Raw genomic sequence first — 14,839 nt, 5'->3', positions numbered from 1 at the left:
TGACTGAACGAGGAACAGATGACAGACACCACGCTGCCACCCGGAGACGACTCGGTGGAGCGGATCGAACCGGTCGACATCCAGCAGGAGATGCAGCGCAGCTACATCGACTACGCGATGAGCGTGATCGTGGGCCGTGCGCTGCCCGAGGTCCGCGACGGCCTCAAGCCGGTGCACCGCCGGGTGCTCTACGCGATGTTCGACTCCGGGTTCCGGCCGGATCGCAGCCACGCCAAATCGGCGCGCTCGGTCGCCGAGACGATGGGTAACTACCACCCGCACGGCGACTCGTCGATCTACGACACCCTGGTTCGGATGGCCCAACCGTGGTCGTTGCGCTACCCGCTGGTCGACGGCCAGGGCAACTTCGGTTCGCCGGGCAACGACCCGCCAGCCGCGATGAGGTACTGCCTTACCGGAGATGCCTTGGTGCGCCAGCCCTTCGGGAAGTCGGTACGGATCGGCGATGTCGTGGGGGGAGCACAGCCTAACTCTGACAACACGGTGGAATTGAAGGTTCTCGGCCGGCACGGCAACCCCGTTGTGGCCGACCGGCTGTTCCATTCGGGCGAGCACCAGACCTACACGGTCCGCACGGCCGAAGGCTACGAAGTCACCGGAACCGCGAACCATCCATTGCTGTGCCTGGTGGATGTCGCTGGTGTGCCCACGCTGCTGTGGAAGTTGGTCGAGGAGATCCGTCCCGGCGACCGGGTCGTGCTGCAACGGACTCCGCCGACCGAGATCGGACCGGCCGAGTGGGAACCGACGCTGGAGGCATTGTTGGCGGGCGCCTTCATCAGCGAAGGCTTCGTCTCCGAGACCCGCGCCGAGTTGAGACGGTCACGGCTGGCGGAACTCATCGGTCAGCGGTCCGCGCAGAAATCCGTTCCAGAATGGGTCTGGCAAGCCCCGACGGCCATCAAGCGGGTATTCCTGCAGGCACTGTTCGAAGGCGACGGATCGTGTTCAGCCTTGCCACGCAACATGATTCAAGTGTCCTACTCGACACGAAGCGAACAGTTGGGCAAGGACGTCCAGCAGCTGTTGCTGGAATTCGGGGTGGTGTCCAAGCGGTACCAGCACGCGACGGGCGAACATAAAGTCGTCATCACCAACCGCGGTCAAGCGGAGCTTTTCGCAAGCCAGATCGGCTTCGGCGGAGCCAAGCAGGAGAAGCTCGTCGGCATCTTGGCTTCGCTGCCCCCTTGTGCCGGCATGGACGATGACCACGTTCCCGGACTAGCGACGTTCATTCGCAGGCATTGCGGTAGCCGCTGGGTCGACAAGGACTGGCTGAACCGGCACAACATCGATCGGCTGTCTCGGTGGCGGCGCGATGGGGCCGAGATCCTCTCCCGTATCGCCGACCCGGACGTGCGGGCAATTGCCACCGAGCTCACCGACGGGCGTTTCTACTATGCGGAAGTCGCCTCGGTCACCGAGGCCGGCACGCAGGCGGTGTACAGCCTGCGGGTGGACACCGACGACCACGCCTTCATCACCAACGGGTTCGTCAGCCACAACACCGAAGCGCGGCTGACTCCGTTGGCCATGGAGATGCTGCGTGAAATCGACGAGGAGACAGTCGATTTCGTCCCGAACTATGACGGCCGGGTGCAGGAGCCGACGGTGCTGCCCAGCCGGTTCCCGAACCTGCTGGCCAACGGCTCCGGCGGTATCGCGGTCGGTATGGCGACCAACATCCCGCCGCACAATCTGCGCGAACTCGCCGAAGCGGTGTTCTGGTGCCTGGACAACCACGACGCCGACGAAGAGACCACCCTGGACGCGGTGATGGAGCGGGTCAAGGGCCCGGACTTCCCCACCTCGGGGCTGATCGTCGGATCGCAGGGCATCGGCGACGCCTACCGGACCGGGCGCGGGTCCATCCGGATGCGCGGGGTGGTCGAGATCGAGGAGGATGCCCGCGGGCGGGCCCTGCTGGTCATCACCGAGCTGCCCTACCAGGTGAACCACGACAACTTCATCACGTCGATCGCCGACCAGGTGCGCGACGGGAAGCTGGTCGGTATCGCTAACATCGAGGACCAGAGCAGCGACCGGGTGGGGCTGCGCATCGTTGTCGAGGTCAAGCGCGACGCCGTGGCCAAGGTGGTGCTGAACAACCTTTACAAGCACACCCAGCTGCAGACGAGCTTCGGTGCCAACATGCTTTCGATCGTCGACGGGGTGCCGCGCACCCTGCGGCTGGATCAGATGATCCGCCACTACGTCGCGCACCAACTCGACGTGATCGTGCGACGCACCACCTACCGGCTGCGCAAGGCCAACGAACGCGCGCACATCCTGCGCGGCCTGGTCAAGGCGCTCGACGCCCTCGATGAGGTCATCGCACTGATCCGGGCGTCGCAGACCGTCGATGTGGCACGCCAGGGCCTGATCAGCCTCCTCGATATCGATGAGATCCAGGCGCAAGCGATCCTGGACATGCAGCTGCGGCGGCTGGCCGCGCTGGAGCGCCAGAAGATCATCGACGACCTGGCCAAGATCGAGGCCGAGATCGCCGATCTGGAAGACATCCTCGCCAAACCGGAACGGCAGCGCGGGATCGTGCAGCAGGAACTCGCCGAGATCGTCGAGAAGTACGGCGACGACCGTCGTACCCGGATCATCGCCGCCGACGGCGACGTCGCCGATGAGGATCTGATCGCCCGCGAGGACGTCGTCGTCACGATCACCGAGACCGGTTACGCCAAACGCACCAAGACCGATCTGTACCGCAGCCAGAAGCGCGGCGGCAAGGGCGTGCAGGGCGCCGGGCTCAAGCAGGACGACATCGTGGCGCACTTCTTCGTCTGCTCGACCCACGACTGGATCCTGTTCTTCACCACCCAAGGGCGGGTGTACCGGGCCAAGGCCTACGACCTGCCGGAGGCGCTGCGCACCGCTCGCGGTCAGCACGTCGCCAACCTGTTGGCCTTCCAGCCCGAGGAGCGCATCGCCCAGGTCATCCAGATCAAGGGCTACGAGGACGCGCCGTATCTGGTGCTGGCCACCCGCAACGGCCTGGTCAAGAAGTCCAAGCTGACCGACTTCGACTCGAACCGCTCCGGCGGCATCGTCGCGATCAACCTGCGCGAGGGCGACGAACTCGTCGGTGCGATGTTGTGCTCCGCCGAGGATGATCTGCTGTTGGTCTCGGCCAACGGCCAGTCCATCCGGTTCTCGGCGACCGACGAAGCGCTGCGCCCGATGGGCCGCGCGACGTCGGGTGTGCAGGGCATGCGGTTCAACGCCGACGACTACCTGCTGTCGCTGAACGTGGTCCGCGAGGACACCTACCTGTTGGTGGCCACCGCCGGCGGCTATGCCAAGCGAACCGCGATCGAGGAGTACACCGCCCAGGGTCGCGGCGGCAAGGGCATCCTGACCATTCAGTACGATCCCAAGCGGGGCCGGCTGGTCGGGGCGTTGATCGTCGACGATGACAGTGAGCTCTACGCGATCACCTCCGGGGGCGGGGTGATCCGTACCGCGGCGCGGCAGGTTCGCAAGGCAGGGCGCCAGACCAAGGGCGTTCGGTTGATGAACCTGGGTGAGGGCGACACACTGATAGCGATCGCACGAAACGCCGACGAAGAAGCGGCCGACGACGACTCGGATAGCTGAACGACAAGAATCCGGACCGCCCGGGCGGCTCGGGGAGGTAAGGAGCGTCAGTGAGCGCACCGAATGAGCCGGGGCACCCGGGCAGTGGTCCGGGCAAAGCGGAATCCGCGGGCAGCGGGGCGGCCGACGTCGCGGGCCAGCGGCCGGTGGCCCGGCCCGGCCGGGTCGCCGATACCGGCGAGCCGCCACCGTGGCAGCGCGGGGGGCAGAGTCGGCCGCCGGCGGCTGCCAGGCCCGCTGAACCGGCCCGGCCGGCCGAGCCGGCCCGATCGGCCGAGCCGAACGCGGCGGGCCACTCCCCCGGTGTGGACGAGCGGCTGCGCCGTTTCGTCTCCGGCACCGCCGCCCCGGGTGCGCCGCAGCCGGCCAAACCGGCCAAACCGGCCAAGCAGACCGCCAAGCCGGTCCAGCCGCCGGCCAAGCCGGCCCCGGCCGCGCACGCCGCTACCGACGACACCTACGGCAGCGAGCTGCCGGATCTGTCCGAACCGGCTCAGCGTCGACCCCCGGCCCGGCGCACGCAGGTGTCGGCCGGACCGCGCGGTCCGGTTCGGGCCAGCATGCAGATCCGGCGGATCGACCCGTGGAGCGCGCTCAAGGTGTCGCTGCTGTTGTCCACGGCGCTGTTCTTCGTCTGGATGATCGCCGTCGCGGTGCTCTACGTCATGCTGGGGGCGATGGGCGTCTGGAACAAGCTGAACAGCAACGTAGGCGATCTGTTGACGAACAACAGTGCCGCAGAACTGGTTTCGGGTAGTTCGATCTTCGGCGGTGCCGCCTTGATCGGACTGGTCAACGTGGTCGTGCTGACCGCGATGGCCACCCTGGGTGTGGTGATCTACAACCTGAGCACCGACGTCGTCGGTGGCGTCGAGGTCACGTTGGCCGATCGGGACTGACCGGTATTTTGGCCGGGGGGCGTCGGGTGCGGTAATCTCGGCGCTCGGTCGTAGTCGACTACGGGCCTATAGCTCAGGCGGTTAGAGCGCTTCGCTGATAACGAAGAGGTCGGAGGTTCGAGTCCTCCTAGGCCCACGAGTCCCATCCGGGGCCTTAGCTCAGTTGGTAGAGCGCTGCCTTTGCAAGGCAGATGTCAGGAGTTCGAATCTCCTAGGCTCCACAAGCACAGCCGTTCGGTCCGCGAGGACGTCTTTGTCACCGAAAGCGCCCAAGAGGGTGAGCTGTTCATCCGGTCCCGCTACGTCCTCAACCCCGGCGCCCGCATTCCGTGAGGCGGGCTACGGTGCTGGAGTAAGCCCCCGGCCCGCGCCTGCACCGGGGGCACAGCAGGGGCGCATTCCGCGCCGAGAGGATCAAGGAGATACCCGTGACCAAAGTGACCATGGCGATCGGAGCGGCCCTGGTGGCCCTGGGCGTGATCGCGTACGTCGCCTCATCGGCGGTCAGCGTGACCGCCTTGATCCCGGCGTTCGTGGGTCTGCCGATCCTGATTGCCGGTGTCGTGGCACGCAATCCGGCGGCACATCGCCACGCCATTCACGCCGCGTTGGCGGTGGCACTGCTCGGGGCACTCGGATCGTTGATGCAGGTGGCCAAGATCGGCGATGTGATCGCCGGGACCGCACAGCGTCCCGCCGCGGTGATCGTCAGCACCATCATGTTCGCACTGCTGGCAATCTATGTGGGTCTGGGCGTGCGTTCCTTCGTCGCGGCGCGGCGGTCGCGTAGCTAGGACCGGGGACGGCGCAGCAACAACAGCGTTCTAGCGTCGTAACAGCTGACTCGTCAGACCGTCCGGGGGTGCGCGTCCACGCTCGGTGGCCGCGGCGAGGGTTCCTCCGGCCGGCTCGCACGGCTGATCGCAACCGCCACAGCACCGCCCACCAGCAGCGCCGTGCCGACCGCCCCGGCGATCACCCAGGACCGGCGGAGCCGGCGCCGCGACGACCGGCCCTCGAGCACATCGGGCAGCCCGGAGACCACCTCCTGGGCGGCCGCCAACTCCCGGGCGGCGGCATCGGCGGCGTCGGCCACGTGGTCGGCCAACCGGCTATCCCGGTAGCGCTGGCGCAGTTGCACCGCGCCACGCTGCACCGCGGCTCCGCCGAGGCCGACGGCGCCGCGTGCTACATCGACGGGCCCGCCCGCAGTGTGGGCCAGGCCCCGGGTCAGGCGCTCTCGGTGGGTCAGCTGGGTCTCCTTGGACAGGCGCATGATCCAACGCTACCCGTGACGCAGCCCACGCCGCCGGGAATGGCACACTGTGATGCCATGACCACCAGCCCTATCGCCACCGCAACCGCCACGATGCACACCAACCGCGGCGACATCAAGATCGCGCTGTTCGGCAACCACGCCCCCAAGACCGTCGCCAACTTCGTCGGCCTGGCGCAGGGGACCAAGGAGTACTCCACCACCAACGCCTCCGGCGGCTCGTCGGGCCCGTTCTACGACGGCGCCGTGTTCCACCGGGTGATCGGCGGCTTCATGATCCAGGGCGGCGACCCGACCGGCACCGGTCGCGGCGGACCCGGGTACAAGTTCGAGGACGAGTTCCACCCCGAGCTGGTGTTCGACAAGCCCTACCTGCTGGCGATGGCCAACGCCGGTCCCGGCACCAACGGCTCGCAGTTCTTCATCACCGTGGGCCAGACCCCGCACCTGAACCGCAAGCACACCATCTTCGGTGAGGTCGTCGATCCGGACTCGCGGGGCGTCGTCGACGCCATCGCCAACACGGCGACCGACCGGGGCGACCGGCCCACCGAGCCGGTGGTCATCGAGTCGGTCACGGTCTCCTAGAGCCCGGTTGTCCGGACGCTGTCAGGGGCGGGTGTAGCCGGCCGCCGACAGCACAGCGAACACGTGGCGGGGATCGGTGCCGAGATCCCAGCGGGACAGGATGAGCAGATCGTCATCATCCGTCTCGATCTCCAGCAGATGTTGCGTCCGCCCGATCCGCTGGAAGTCGGTGACGCGGACCCGGGTGAGGTCGCCGGGGGTCAGCAGCCGGGTGCGCCACCAGCCGCGCAGGACCAAGCCCTGACCGGTTAGTGCCAGCCGTGGCCGCGACCGCCAGGAGAAACCGGCAAACACCAGCATGCCGATTCCGGCGAGGCCTGCCAGCAGCCGCCCCGGCAGGTCTGTGGCGAGCGTCACAGCACTGATAGCTAACACCGCGCCGGCAAGCGCGCAACCAGCGATTCCGCGGGCGGGAGGCGCCCACTGGGTTTGCTGGCGGTGTCCGTCAGTCAATGCGACCTGCGGTTTTGAGGTTATCTACAGGGGTTGTCCACAATGGGGATGAATCACATCGTTGTGATTGAGCAACCGCTTGGTTACCCAGCTGGCATCGCCGACGACATGACATAACCGAAATCCCAGGCCGGACCCGCTCAGCGCCACCGCATGGTGAGCAACAGCCCGGTGATCATGAAAGCAAACGCGATCGCGTAATTCCACGGGCCCAGCTCTGCCATCCAGTTCAGCGCCGCCGGGGTATCCAACCCGGTGGCCGCCAACTGATAGACCATCAGCCACACCAGCCCGAAGAGCATCAGCCCCAGAAACAGCGCGACGAACCATACGCTCGACGGGCCGCCCTTGACCTTGACCGGGGTGCGGCTCACCGACGAGGGGGTGAAGCTGGTCTTCTTGCGAACCTTCGACTTGGGCATCGATACCTCGGGACAGTGCGGCGGTGAAGCTGCGAGTATGGGTCGCGTACGAGATTAACCCAGCCGAGCACCCAGCCGAGAATTGGAGAGCCGATGGACGGCGCGTCCCCGGGCCGCAGTTCCGCATGGCGGGTCGGCGTTCCGCTGGTGTGTCTGTCGGCCGGACTGCTGTTGGCCGCCACCCACGGGGTCTCGGGGGGCAAGGAGATCCGCCGCGGTGACGCGCCCCGCCTGGTCGACCTGGTCCGCGCCACCCAGTTCACCGTCGAAGAGCTCACCGACAAACGGGACACGCTGGCCGAGGCGGTGGGCTCGGTGCACGGCCGGGGCGCCGGTGCGGCGCTGTCGGCGATGCGCAACCGCACCGATCAACTGGCCGAGGCCGCCGGGTTGGCGGCCGTCCACGGGCCCGGCCTGGTCGTGACACTCACCGATGCCCAGCGCGACGCCAACGGTCGCTTCCCCCGAGACGCCTCCCCCGACGACCTCGTGGTCCACCAACAGGACATCTCCGCCGTGCTCAACGCGATGTGGAGCGCCGGCGCCGAAGCCATCCAGATGCAGGATCAGCGGATCACCGCGGAGTCGGCGCCGCGGTGCGTCGGCAACACGCTGCTGCTGGGCGGCCGGACCTACAGCCCGCCCTATGTGATGACCGCGATCGGCGACCCCGATGCGATGCAGGCCGCGCTGGCCGCCGCTCCCCTGGTCACGCTGTACAAGCAGTACGTGATCCGGTTCGGCCTGGGCTACAGCGAGCAGGTCAGCACGGATCTGCAGGTGGTCGAGACGCCGAGACCCGCCCGGATGCGCTACGCCGTCCCGGCCGGCCCGATCGACTACTGAGCCCCGCGGGCCGGCAACACGACGGTAGCCTGTCAGCGTGCGGATCCTGGTCGTCGACAACTACGACAGCTTTGTGTTCAACCTGGTGCAGTACCTGGGCCAATTGGGGGTGCAGGCTGCCGTCTGGCGCAACGACGACGCCCGGTTGGCCGACCCGGCCGCGCTGGACCAGGTGGTGGCCGACTTCGACGGCGTATTGCTGAGCCCCGGACCGGGCACCCCGGAGCGCGCCGGGGCGTCGATCCCGGTAGTCGGTGCGTGCGCCGCGGCCCGGATCCCGGTGCTGGGGGTCTGTCTGGGCCATCAGGCGATCGGTGTCGCGTTCGGCGCCACGGTGGGGCGTGCGCCGGAATTGCTGCACGGCAAGACCAGTACCGTCTTCCACTCCGACACCGGGGTGCTGAAGGGTCTGCCGGACCCGTTCACCGCCACCCGTTACCACTCGTTGACGATTCTCCCCGAGACGTTGCCCGCCGACCTGGAGGTCACCGCGCGCACCCGCGGCGGGGTGATCATGGGTGTGCGGCACACCGGGTTGCCCATCCACGGCGTGCAGTTCCATCCGGAGTCCATCCTCACCGAGGGCGGTCACCGGATGCTGGCCAACTGGCTGGAGGGCTGCGGCTATCCGTGCGACGAGGCGTTGGTTCAGCGGCTGGAGGACGAGGTCGCCGCCACGGTGCAGAGCGCGCGGGCCGTGTCGCCGGCAGTCAGCTACTGACCGAAGCGCAGCGTGATGTTGCCGTCGGTGTTGACACCCTGGCCGGCCGACGGGCTCTGGTAGAGCACCCGGTTGTGGCCGGAGCCGCCGGCGTCGACGTCGGCGCCCTTGATCAACATCCCGGTCCAGCCCAGCGCCCGTAGCTGCGGTTCGGCATCGGTCCAGAACATCCCGGCCAGATCCGGCATGACGAACTGGTTGCCGCGGGACACCTGCAGCTCGACCACGCCGTCGACCGGTGCGGTCTCACCGCTCGGCGGGCTGGTGCCGATCACCACGCCGGCCGGGCGCGGACTGTCCACCGCCACCTCGGTGATCTTGGTGAAGCCGTAGACAGTCAGGTTCTTCTGCGCGAGCTCCACCGTCTGGCCGGTGACGTCCGGGACGGGTTTGGTGGCCGGGCCGGAGCCCATCACGATCACGATCTCATTGGTGATCGCGGTGGTCTGGTTGGCCGGCGGGTTGGTGCCGACGACCTTGTCCTTGAGTTCCGGTGTGGAGGGCGAGTCGACCTGCTTGAACTTGCCGAAGCCGGCGGCGGTGAGTTTCTTGACCGCGTCGGCGTAGCTCAGCGAGGCCACGTCGGGCACCTGACGCTGCTCGGGGCCGTAGGACACGTTGACGGTGATCTTGTCGCCCTTGTTCGCCGGGGCGCCGGCGGGCGGCTCCGTGCTGATCACATGATCGGGCGGCACGTCGGAGTCGGCGCGCTGCTCGGTGCGGGTCTTGAAGCCCTTGTTCTGCAGTTCGGCGATCGCGTCGACCGACGCCCGGCCGCTGACGTCGGGCACCTGGATCTGGTGGGTGCGGCCGCCGAAACTGTTGATCGACACCGTGACGATGACCGTCAGCACCGCCAGCACGATCGCCGCGATCAGCCACCGGCCCACCGAACCCGGCCGCTCGTGGCCGAAGTCGAGTTCCTGGCGCGCCAGCGGATCGGTGGGAGCCCCGGAGCCGCCACCCGCCCGGGAGGCCAGCATGGCGGCGCGGTCGGCCTCGGTGAGCACCCGGGGAGCTTCGGGCTTCTCCCCGTTGTGCACCCGCACCAGGTCGGCGCGCATCTCGGCGGCCGTCTGGTAGCGGTTGTCCGGATTCTTCGCCAGCGCCTTGAGCACCACCGCATCCAGGTCGGCCGGCAACCCTGGCTGGTGCTGCGACGGCGGCACCGGGTCTTCGCGGACGTGCTGGTAGGCCACCGCCACCGGTGAATCACCGATGAAAGGTGCGTCGCCGGTGAGGATTTCGTAGAGCACGCAGCCCAGCGAGTACACGTCCGACCGGGCGTCGACGGGTTCGCCGCGGGCCTGCTCGGGCGACAGGTACTGGGCGGTGCCGATCACCGCCGCGGTCTGGGTGACGCTGTTGCCGGCGTCGGCGATCGCGCGGGCGATGCCGAAGTCCATCACCTTCACCGCGTTGTGCTTGTCGATCATGATGTTGGCCGGCTTGACGTCGCGGTGGATGATGCCGTGCTGGTGGCTGAAGTTCAGCGCCTGGCAGGCATCGGCGATCACCTCGATGGCGCGGATGGGCGGCATCGGGCCGTCGTTCTGCACGATGTCGCGCAGCGTCACGCCCTCGACGAGTTCCATCACGATGTAGGGCAGCGGGCCGGCCGGGGTGTCGGCTTCCCCGGTGTCGTAGACCGCGACGATCGCCGGGTGGTTCAGCGCGGCAGCATTCTGCGCCTCCCGGCGGAACCGCAGATAAAAGCTCGGGTCGCGGGCCAGGTCGGCACGCAGCACCTTGACGGCCACGTCGCGGTGCAGCCGGGTATCGACCGCGCGGTGCACTTCCGACATGCCGCCGAAGCCGAGGATCTCACCGAGTTCATAGCGGTCGGAGAGCCGCTGCGGGGTGGTCATCGTGCAACCTTCGACCAGGTCCAGCCCGAGGAGTGCGCGGGCGGAGCCGCCGGCGGCGACTCGACGCTGGACGACTCGACCGGTGGCCCGCCGGTGTCGGTGACGGTGGCCGGGGCCAGCGAGCCTCCCGGACTCTTGGCGTTGACCACGATCAGCACCGCGATGATGATCGCCAGCGTGCCCAGCACCCCGGCCGCCCACAGCAGTGCACGCTGCCCGGCGGTGAAGGTGCGCCGGGGCGCCGGCGGCCGGTGGTTACCGGTGCCGGTCCGGGCCCGCCGCGCCGCGGTGGCTCGCGCCGACACCGGTGGGGCGACCCGGGTCGCCGCCGTCGACGGGATCGCCGACGGCGCGGCGCGTCCGGGCGGCAGGGATTGGCTCGGCCGCGGCGGCCGCCGGCCGGACCGCACCGCGGCGACCGCATCGGCGAACGGGCCGCCGCTGCGGTAGCGCATACCGGGGTTCTTGGCCAGCGTGATCTCGACGAGCTCCCGCACGTTAGGCGGCAGTTCGGCCGGCAGCGGCGGCGGCGGCTCCTTGATGTGCTTCATCGCCACGGTCAGCGCGCCGTCGCCGGTGAAGGGGCGGCGCCCCGACAGCACCTCGTAGCCGACGACACCCAGCGAATACACGTCGCTGGCCGCGGTGGCGTCTTGCCCGAGTGCCTGTTCCGGCGCGATGTACTGGGCGGTGCCCATCACCATGCCGGTCTGGGTGACCGGGGCGGCGTCGACGGCCTTGGCGATCCCGAAGTCGGTGATCTTCACCTGGCCGGTGGGCGTGATCATGATGTTGCCGGGCTTGACGTCGCGGTGCACCAGCCCGGCGCTGTGCGCGACCTGCAGTGCCCGACCGGTCTGCTCGAGCATGTCCAGCGCGTGCCGCAGCGACAGCCGCCCGGTGCGCTTGAGCACCGAGTTCAGCGGCTCGCCGTTGACCAGCTCCATCACCAAAAACGCGGTGCGGCCTTCGCCGTCCAGGTCGGTCTCACCGTAGTCGTGCACGCTGGCGATGCCGGGATGGTTGAGCATGGCGGTGTTGCGCGCCTCGGCGCGGAACCGCTCGATGAACTCCGGGTCGGAGGAGAACTCGGGTTTGAGGACCTTGACCGCGACGCGCCGGCCCAGCCGGTTGTCCACGGCTTCCCACACCTGGCCCATGCCGCCGGTGGCGATGAGCCGCTGCAACCGGTAGCGCCCGGCCAACGCCGCCCCGACCGCCGGACTCATGATCGCCCCTGCAGTGCGGCTTCGATGACGGCACGCCCGATCGGCGCGGCGAGCGCCCCGCCGGTGGCCGACAGCGGAGCGTCACCGTCCGCTGTGCCCTCTACGACAACGGCGACGGCCACCTTGGGGGCACTGGCCGGGGCGAAAGCGATGTACCACGCGTGCGGCGGAGTGTTCCGCGGATCGGTGCCGTGCTCGGCGGTACCGGTCTTCGACGCGATCTGTACGCCCGGGATGGCCCCCTCCTGCTGGGTCACTTTCTCGGCGTCGATCATCAGTTCAGTTAGCTTAGCCGCGACCTGCGAAGACACCGCACGGCGCTGTTCGCGCGGTTGCGTTGTCGCGATACCGGCCAGATCCGGGCCCTCCAACCCCGCGACCAGGTAGGGCTGCATCGTCAACCCGCCGTTGGCGATGGTCGCGGCGATCACCGCGTTCTTCAGCGGCGTCACCGCGACGTCCTTCTGGCCGATGCTGGTCATCCCCAGGGCGGCGGCGTCGCGGATCGGGCCGATGGTGGACTCGGCCACCTGCAGCGGGATGGGTTCGGGCGTGATGTCGAGCCCGAACCCCTGGGCGGTGTTCCGCAGCGCGTCGGAGCCGGTGCGGATACCCAACTGGACAAACGCGGTGTTGCAGGACCGGGCGAACGCCACCCGCAACGGGACGGTCTGTTCAGTACCTTCGCAGGTGTTGCCGCCGAAGTTCTCCAGCTTGACGGTGCTGTCGGGCAGGGCGATGTGCGCGGCGTTGGTCAGCGGCTCGTTCTCGCTGATACCGGCCTGCAACGCGGCCGCGGTGGTGATCACCTTGAACGTCGACCCGGGCGGGTAGGTCTCACTGATGGCGCGGTTGGTCAGCGGCGAGTCGGGGTTGTCGCGCAGCCGCTGCCAGGCCTGGCCCTGCTGTACCGAATCATGCGAGGACAACAGGTTGGGGTCGTAGGACGGCGTGGACACCAGCGCCAGGATCTTGCCGGTGGACGGCTCCAGCGCCACCACGGCTCCTCGGCAGCCGCCGTCGCAGCCGCTGCGCATCGCCTCCCAGCCGGCCTGCTGCACCCGCGGGCGGATGGTGGTCTCCACGGTGCCGCCGCGCGGACTGCGGCCGGTGAAGAAGTCCGCCAACCGCAGCCCGAACAGCCGCGGGTCTGATCCGTTGAGCACGGTGTCCTCGGCGCGTTCGAGCCCGCTGCTGGAATAGCGCAGCGAATAGAATCCGGTGATCGGCGCGTACACCGCCGGGTCGGGGTAGATGCGCTGGTATTTGATCCGGCCGTCGGTGGCGACCGAGTAGGCCAGCAGTTGCCCGGAGGCGGTGATCTGGCCCCGCTGGCGGGAGTATTCGTCGAGCAGCACCCGCTGATTACGCGGGTCGGCGCGCAACCCGTCGGCGGCGAAGACCTGGGTCAGGGTGGCGTTGCCCAACAGCAGCACTATCAGCGCCATCAGGGTCATCGTGACGCGGCGCAGCGAGGTGTTCATACGCGCTCGATCACCGCCGTGCCGGTATCGCCGATCGGGGCGGTGCGCTGCGGCTGGGTGCTCAGCGGGCGACGCGCAGCGTGCGAGACTCGCAGCAGGATCGCCAGCAGCACGTAGTTGGCCAGCAACGACGACCCGCCGTAGGACAGCCACGGCGTGGTCAGCCCGGTCAGCGGAATCAGTTTGGTCACTCCCCCGACCACGATGAACAGCTGGATGCCCAGGGTCGCGGCCAAGCCGGCGGCCAGCAGCTTGCCGAAGCTGTCGCGGACCGCGATCGCGGTCCGCATGCCGCGCACGATCACGATCGTGTACAGGATCAGCACACCGGCGAGCCCGACCAGACCCAGTTCCTCTCCGAACGCGGCGATGATGAAGTCCGTCGACGCCGCGGGCACGTAACCGGGCTGACCGTTGCCCAGTCCGGTTCCGAAGATGCCGCCGGTGGCGAAGCTGAACAACGACTGCACCATCTGATAGCCGGCGCCCTCGGGGTCGGCGAAGGGGTCCAACCAGGTCTGTACCCGCACCCGGACATGGCTGAAAAGGAAGTACGCCGCGACACTGCCGACCGCGAACAGCAGCATCCCGATCACCATCCAGCTGAACCGCCGGGTGGCCAGGTACACCACCACCAGAAACGACGCGTACAACAGCAGCGAGGTGCCGAGGTCCTTCTCGAAGGCCATCACGGCCACCGAGATCACCCAGGCGGCCAGCAGCGGCGCCAGGTCGCGCGGCCGCGGCAGGTTCATGCCCAACACGTGCTTGCCGGCGCTGGTGAACAGCCGGCGCTTGGAGACCAGTACCGCGGCGAAGAAGATCAGCAGCAAGATCTTGGAGAACTCCGCGGGCTGAATCGAGAAGCCGGGCAAGCGGATCCAGATCTTGGCGCCCTGGCGCTCCGACAGCGAGGCCGGCAACAGGGCGGGGATCACCAGCAGCACCAGGCCGACCAGGCCGCAGATGTAGCCGCTGCCGGCGAGCTGGCGGTGGTCCTTGAGCAGCTCGAGCACCAGGGCGAAGACGATGACGCCGACCAGCGTCCACAGCATCTGGGAGCCGGCGCCCGGGCGGCCGTCAGCGGCGTCGGCGCCGACGCCGAGATCGATGCGGTGGATCATCACCAGTCCGAGCCCGTTGAGCAGGGCCACCACCGGCAGCAGCAGCGGATCGGCGTAACGTGCCGAGCGCCGAATGACCAGGTGCGCGAAACTGAACAGCACCAGAAACGCCGTCCCGTAGCCGACCAGATCCCAGCGCAGCCCCTGTTCGTGGCCGGCCTCGACGATCAGCATCGCTACCGCGACGATCATGGTCGCGAAGCACAGCAGCAGGAATTCGGCGTTGCGTCGATCCGGCAGCGCCGGGGTCAGCGTCACCGCCGGCTGCGGCTCTGTGCTCACCGCATCGTCGCTGG

The 14,839-nt window shown here is 68.4% G+C and carries 13 protein-coding genes and 2 tRNA genes; 8 read left to right on the top strand and 7 right to left on the bottom strand.

The features are described from left to right. Nucleotides 1-18 precede the first annotated feature (18 nt). From gyrA to G6N19_RS09045, 5 genes are all read left to right on the top strand, one after another. Nucleotides 19-3,633, top strand: coding sequence for an intein-containing DNA gyrase subunit A (gene gyrA, locus G6N19_RS09065; RefSeq protein ID WP_193466173.1), 3,615 nt, complete (start codon nt 19-21; stop codon nt 3,631-3,633). Nucleotides 3,634-3,683: 50 nt separating this feature from the next. Next, the gene (locus G6N19_RS09060; protein ID WP_193466172.1) at nt 3,684-4,532 is read left to right on the top strand and encodes a DUF3566 domain-containing protein; all 849 of its coding nucleotides are present in this window, start codon (nt 3,684-3,686) and stop codon (nt 4,530-4,532) included. Nucleotides 4,533-4,594: 62 nt separating this feature from the next. Then, nucleotides 4,595-4,668, top strand: a tRNA-Ile gene (locus G6N19_RS09055). 12 nt (nt 4,669-4,680) lie between these two features. Beyond that, nucleotides 4,681-4,753 (top strand) — tRNA-Ala (locus G6N19_RS09050). A gap of 207 nt (nt 4,754-4,960) precedes the next feature. Then, a complete protein-coding gene (locus G6N19_RS09045) occupies nt 4,961-5,326 on the top strand; it encodes a hypothetical protein (protein ID WP_013826952.1) in 366 nt (121 codons plus the stop codon). Nucleotides 5,327-5,379: 53 nt separating this feature from the next. Here G6N19_RS09045 and cwsA read toward each other — a convergent pair whose 3' ends face one another. Beyond that, nucleotides 5,380-5,808: a cell wall synthesis protein CwsA gene (cwsA, locus tag G6N19_RS09040; RefSeq protein ID WP_013826953.1), complete on the bottom strand. Its 429-nt coding sequence runs from the start codon at nt 5,806-5,808 to the stop codon at nt 5,380-5,382. 39 nt (nt 5,809-5,847) lie between these two features. Here cwsA and G6N19_RS09035 point away from each other — a divergent pair, with 39 nt between their 5' ends. Continuing rightward, entirely contained in the window at nt 5,848-6,396 is a 549-nt protein-coding gene (locus G6N19_RS09035; RefSeq protein WP_041316621.1) for a peptidylprolyl isomerase, read from the top strand. Nucleotides 6,397-6,417: 21 nt separating this feature from the next. Here the strand turns inward: G6N19_RS09035 and G6N19_RS09030 are convergent, their stop codons facing one another. Next, on the bottom strand, nt 6,418-6,753 hold the full coding sequence (locus G6N19_RS09030) for a PH domain-containing protein (RefSeq protein ID WP_232062596.1): 336 nt from the start codon (nt 6,751-6,753) through the stop codon (nt 6,418-6,420). Nucleotides 6,754-6,989: 236 nt separating this feature from the next. Beyond that, nucleotides 6,990-7,271, bottom strand: a complete 282-nt coding sequence (crgA, locus tag G6N19_RS09025) for a cell division protein CrgA (protein ID WP_013826956.1) — start codon at nt 7,269-7,271, stop codon at nt 6,990-6,992. 93 nt (nt 7,272-7,364) lie between these two features. On the opposite strand from crgA, the gene G6N19_RS09020 reads away from it, so the two are divergent. Together G6N19_RS09020 and G6N19_RS09015 are read left to right on the top strand one after the other, a co-directional pair. After that, the gene (locus tag G6N19_RS09020; RefSeq protein WP_013826957.1) at nt 7,365-8,117 is read left to right on the top strand and encodes a DUF881 domain-containing protein; all 753 of its coding nucleotides are present in this window, start codon (nt 7,365-7,367) and stop codon (nt 8,115-8,117) included. A gap of 37 nt (nt 8,118-8,154) precedes the next feature. After that, the gene (locus G6N19_RS09015) at nt 8,155-8,838 is read left to right on the top strand and encodes an aminodeoxychorismate/anthranilate synthase component II (protein ID WP_013826958.1); all 684 of its coding nucleotides are present in this window, start codon (nt 8,155-8,157) and stop codon (nt 8,836-8,838) included. On the opposite strand, the gene pknB is transcribed toward G6N19_RS09015, so the two are convergent. From pknB to G6N19_RS08995, 4 genes are read right to left on the bottom strand one after another with little or no spacing between them, the layout of a single operon-like run. Further along, a complete protein-coding gene (pknB, locus tag G6N19_RS09010) occupies nt 8,832-10,706 on the bottom strand; it encodes a Stk1 family PASTA domain-containing Ser/Thr kinase (protein WP_193466170.1) in 1,875 nt (624 codons plus the stop codon). The genes G6N19_RS09015 and pknB overlap by 7 nt on opposite strands. Then, nucleotides 10,703-11,935, bottom strand: a complete 1,233-nt coding sequence (locus G6N19_RS09005; protein ID WP_083037021.1) for a protein kinase domain-containing protein — start codon at nt 11,933-11,935, stop codon at nt 10,703-10,705. The genes pknB and G6N19_RS09005 overlap by 4 nt, the downstream gene beginning before the upstream one ends. Continuing rightward, complete coding sequence (gene pbpA, locus G6N19_RS09000; protein ID WP_083037023.1) at nt 11,932-13,419, bottom strand: D,D-transpeptidase PbpA; 1,488 nt, start codon at nt 13,417-13,419, stop codon at nt 11,932-11,934. The genes G6N19_RS09005 and pbpA overlap by 4 nt, the downstream gene beginning before the upstream one ends. Next, nucleotides 13,416-14,825 (bottom strand): FtsW/RodA/SpoVE family cell cycle protein, encoded by a 1,410-nt coding sequence (locus G6N19_RS08995; RefSeq protein WP_041319304.1) that lies wholly within the window; start codon nt 14,823-14,825, stop codon nt 13,416-13,418. Before G6N19_RS08995 ends, pbpA begins: the two co-directional genes overlap by 4 nt. Nucleotides 14,826-14,839: the final 14 nt, after the last annotated feature.

Origin of the sequence: Mycobacterium novum (genome assembly GCF_010726505.1) — a bacterium.
In the GTDB taxonomy this organism is placed as follows: Bacteria; Actinomycetota; Actinomycetes; order Mycobacteriales; family Mycobacteriaceae; genus Mycobacterium; species Mycobacterium algericum.
The sequence above is the reverse complement of the archived record's forward strand: the minus strand, read 5'-3'. Positions and strand labels throughout refer to the sequence as shown.

Coding starts and splice junctions, on each gene's coding strand:
- crgA (WP_013826956.1), bottom strand. CDS start 7,271: ATGCCCAAGTCGAAGGTTCGCAAGAAGACCAGCTTCACCCCCTCGTCG.
- gyrA (WP_193466173.1), top strand. CDS start 19: ATGACAGACACCACGCTGCCACCCGGAGACGACTCGGTGGAGCGGATC.
- G6N19_RS09005 (WP_083037021.1), bottom strand. CDS start 11,935: ATGAGTCCGGCGGTCGGGGCGGCGTTGGCCGGGCGCTACCGGTTGCAG.
- pknB (WP_193466170.1), bottom strand. CDS start 10,706: ATGACCACCCCGCAGCGGCTCTCCGACCGCTATGAACTCGGTGAGATC.
- G6N19_RS09020 (WP_013826957.1), top strand. CDS start 7,365: ATGGACGGCGCGTCCCCGGGCCGCAGTTCCGCATGGCGGGTCGGCGTT.
- cwsA (WP_013826953.1), bottom strand. CDS start 5,808: ATGCGCCTGTCCAAGGAGACCCAGCTGACCCACCGAGAGCGCCTGACC.
- G6N19_RS09035 (WP_041316621.1), top strand. CDS start 5,848: ATGGCACACTGTGATGCCATGACCACCAGCCCTATCGCCACCGCAACC.
- pbpA (WP_083037023.1), bottom strand. CDS start 13,419: ATGAACACCTCGCTGCGCCGCGTCACGATGACCCTGATGGCGCTGATA.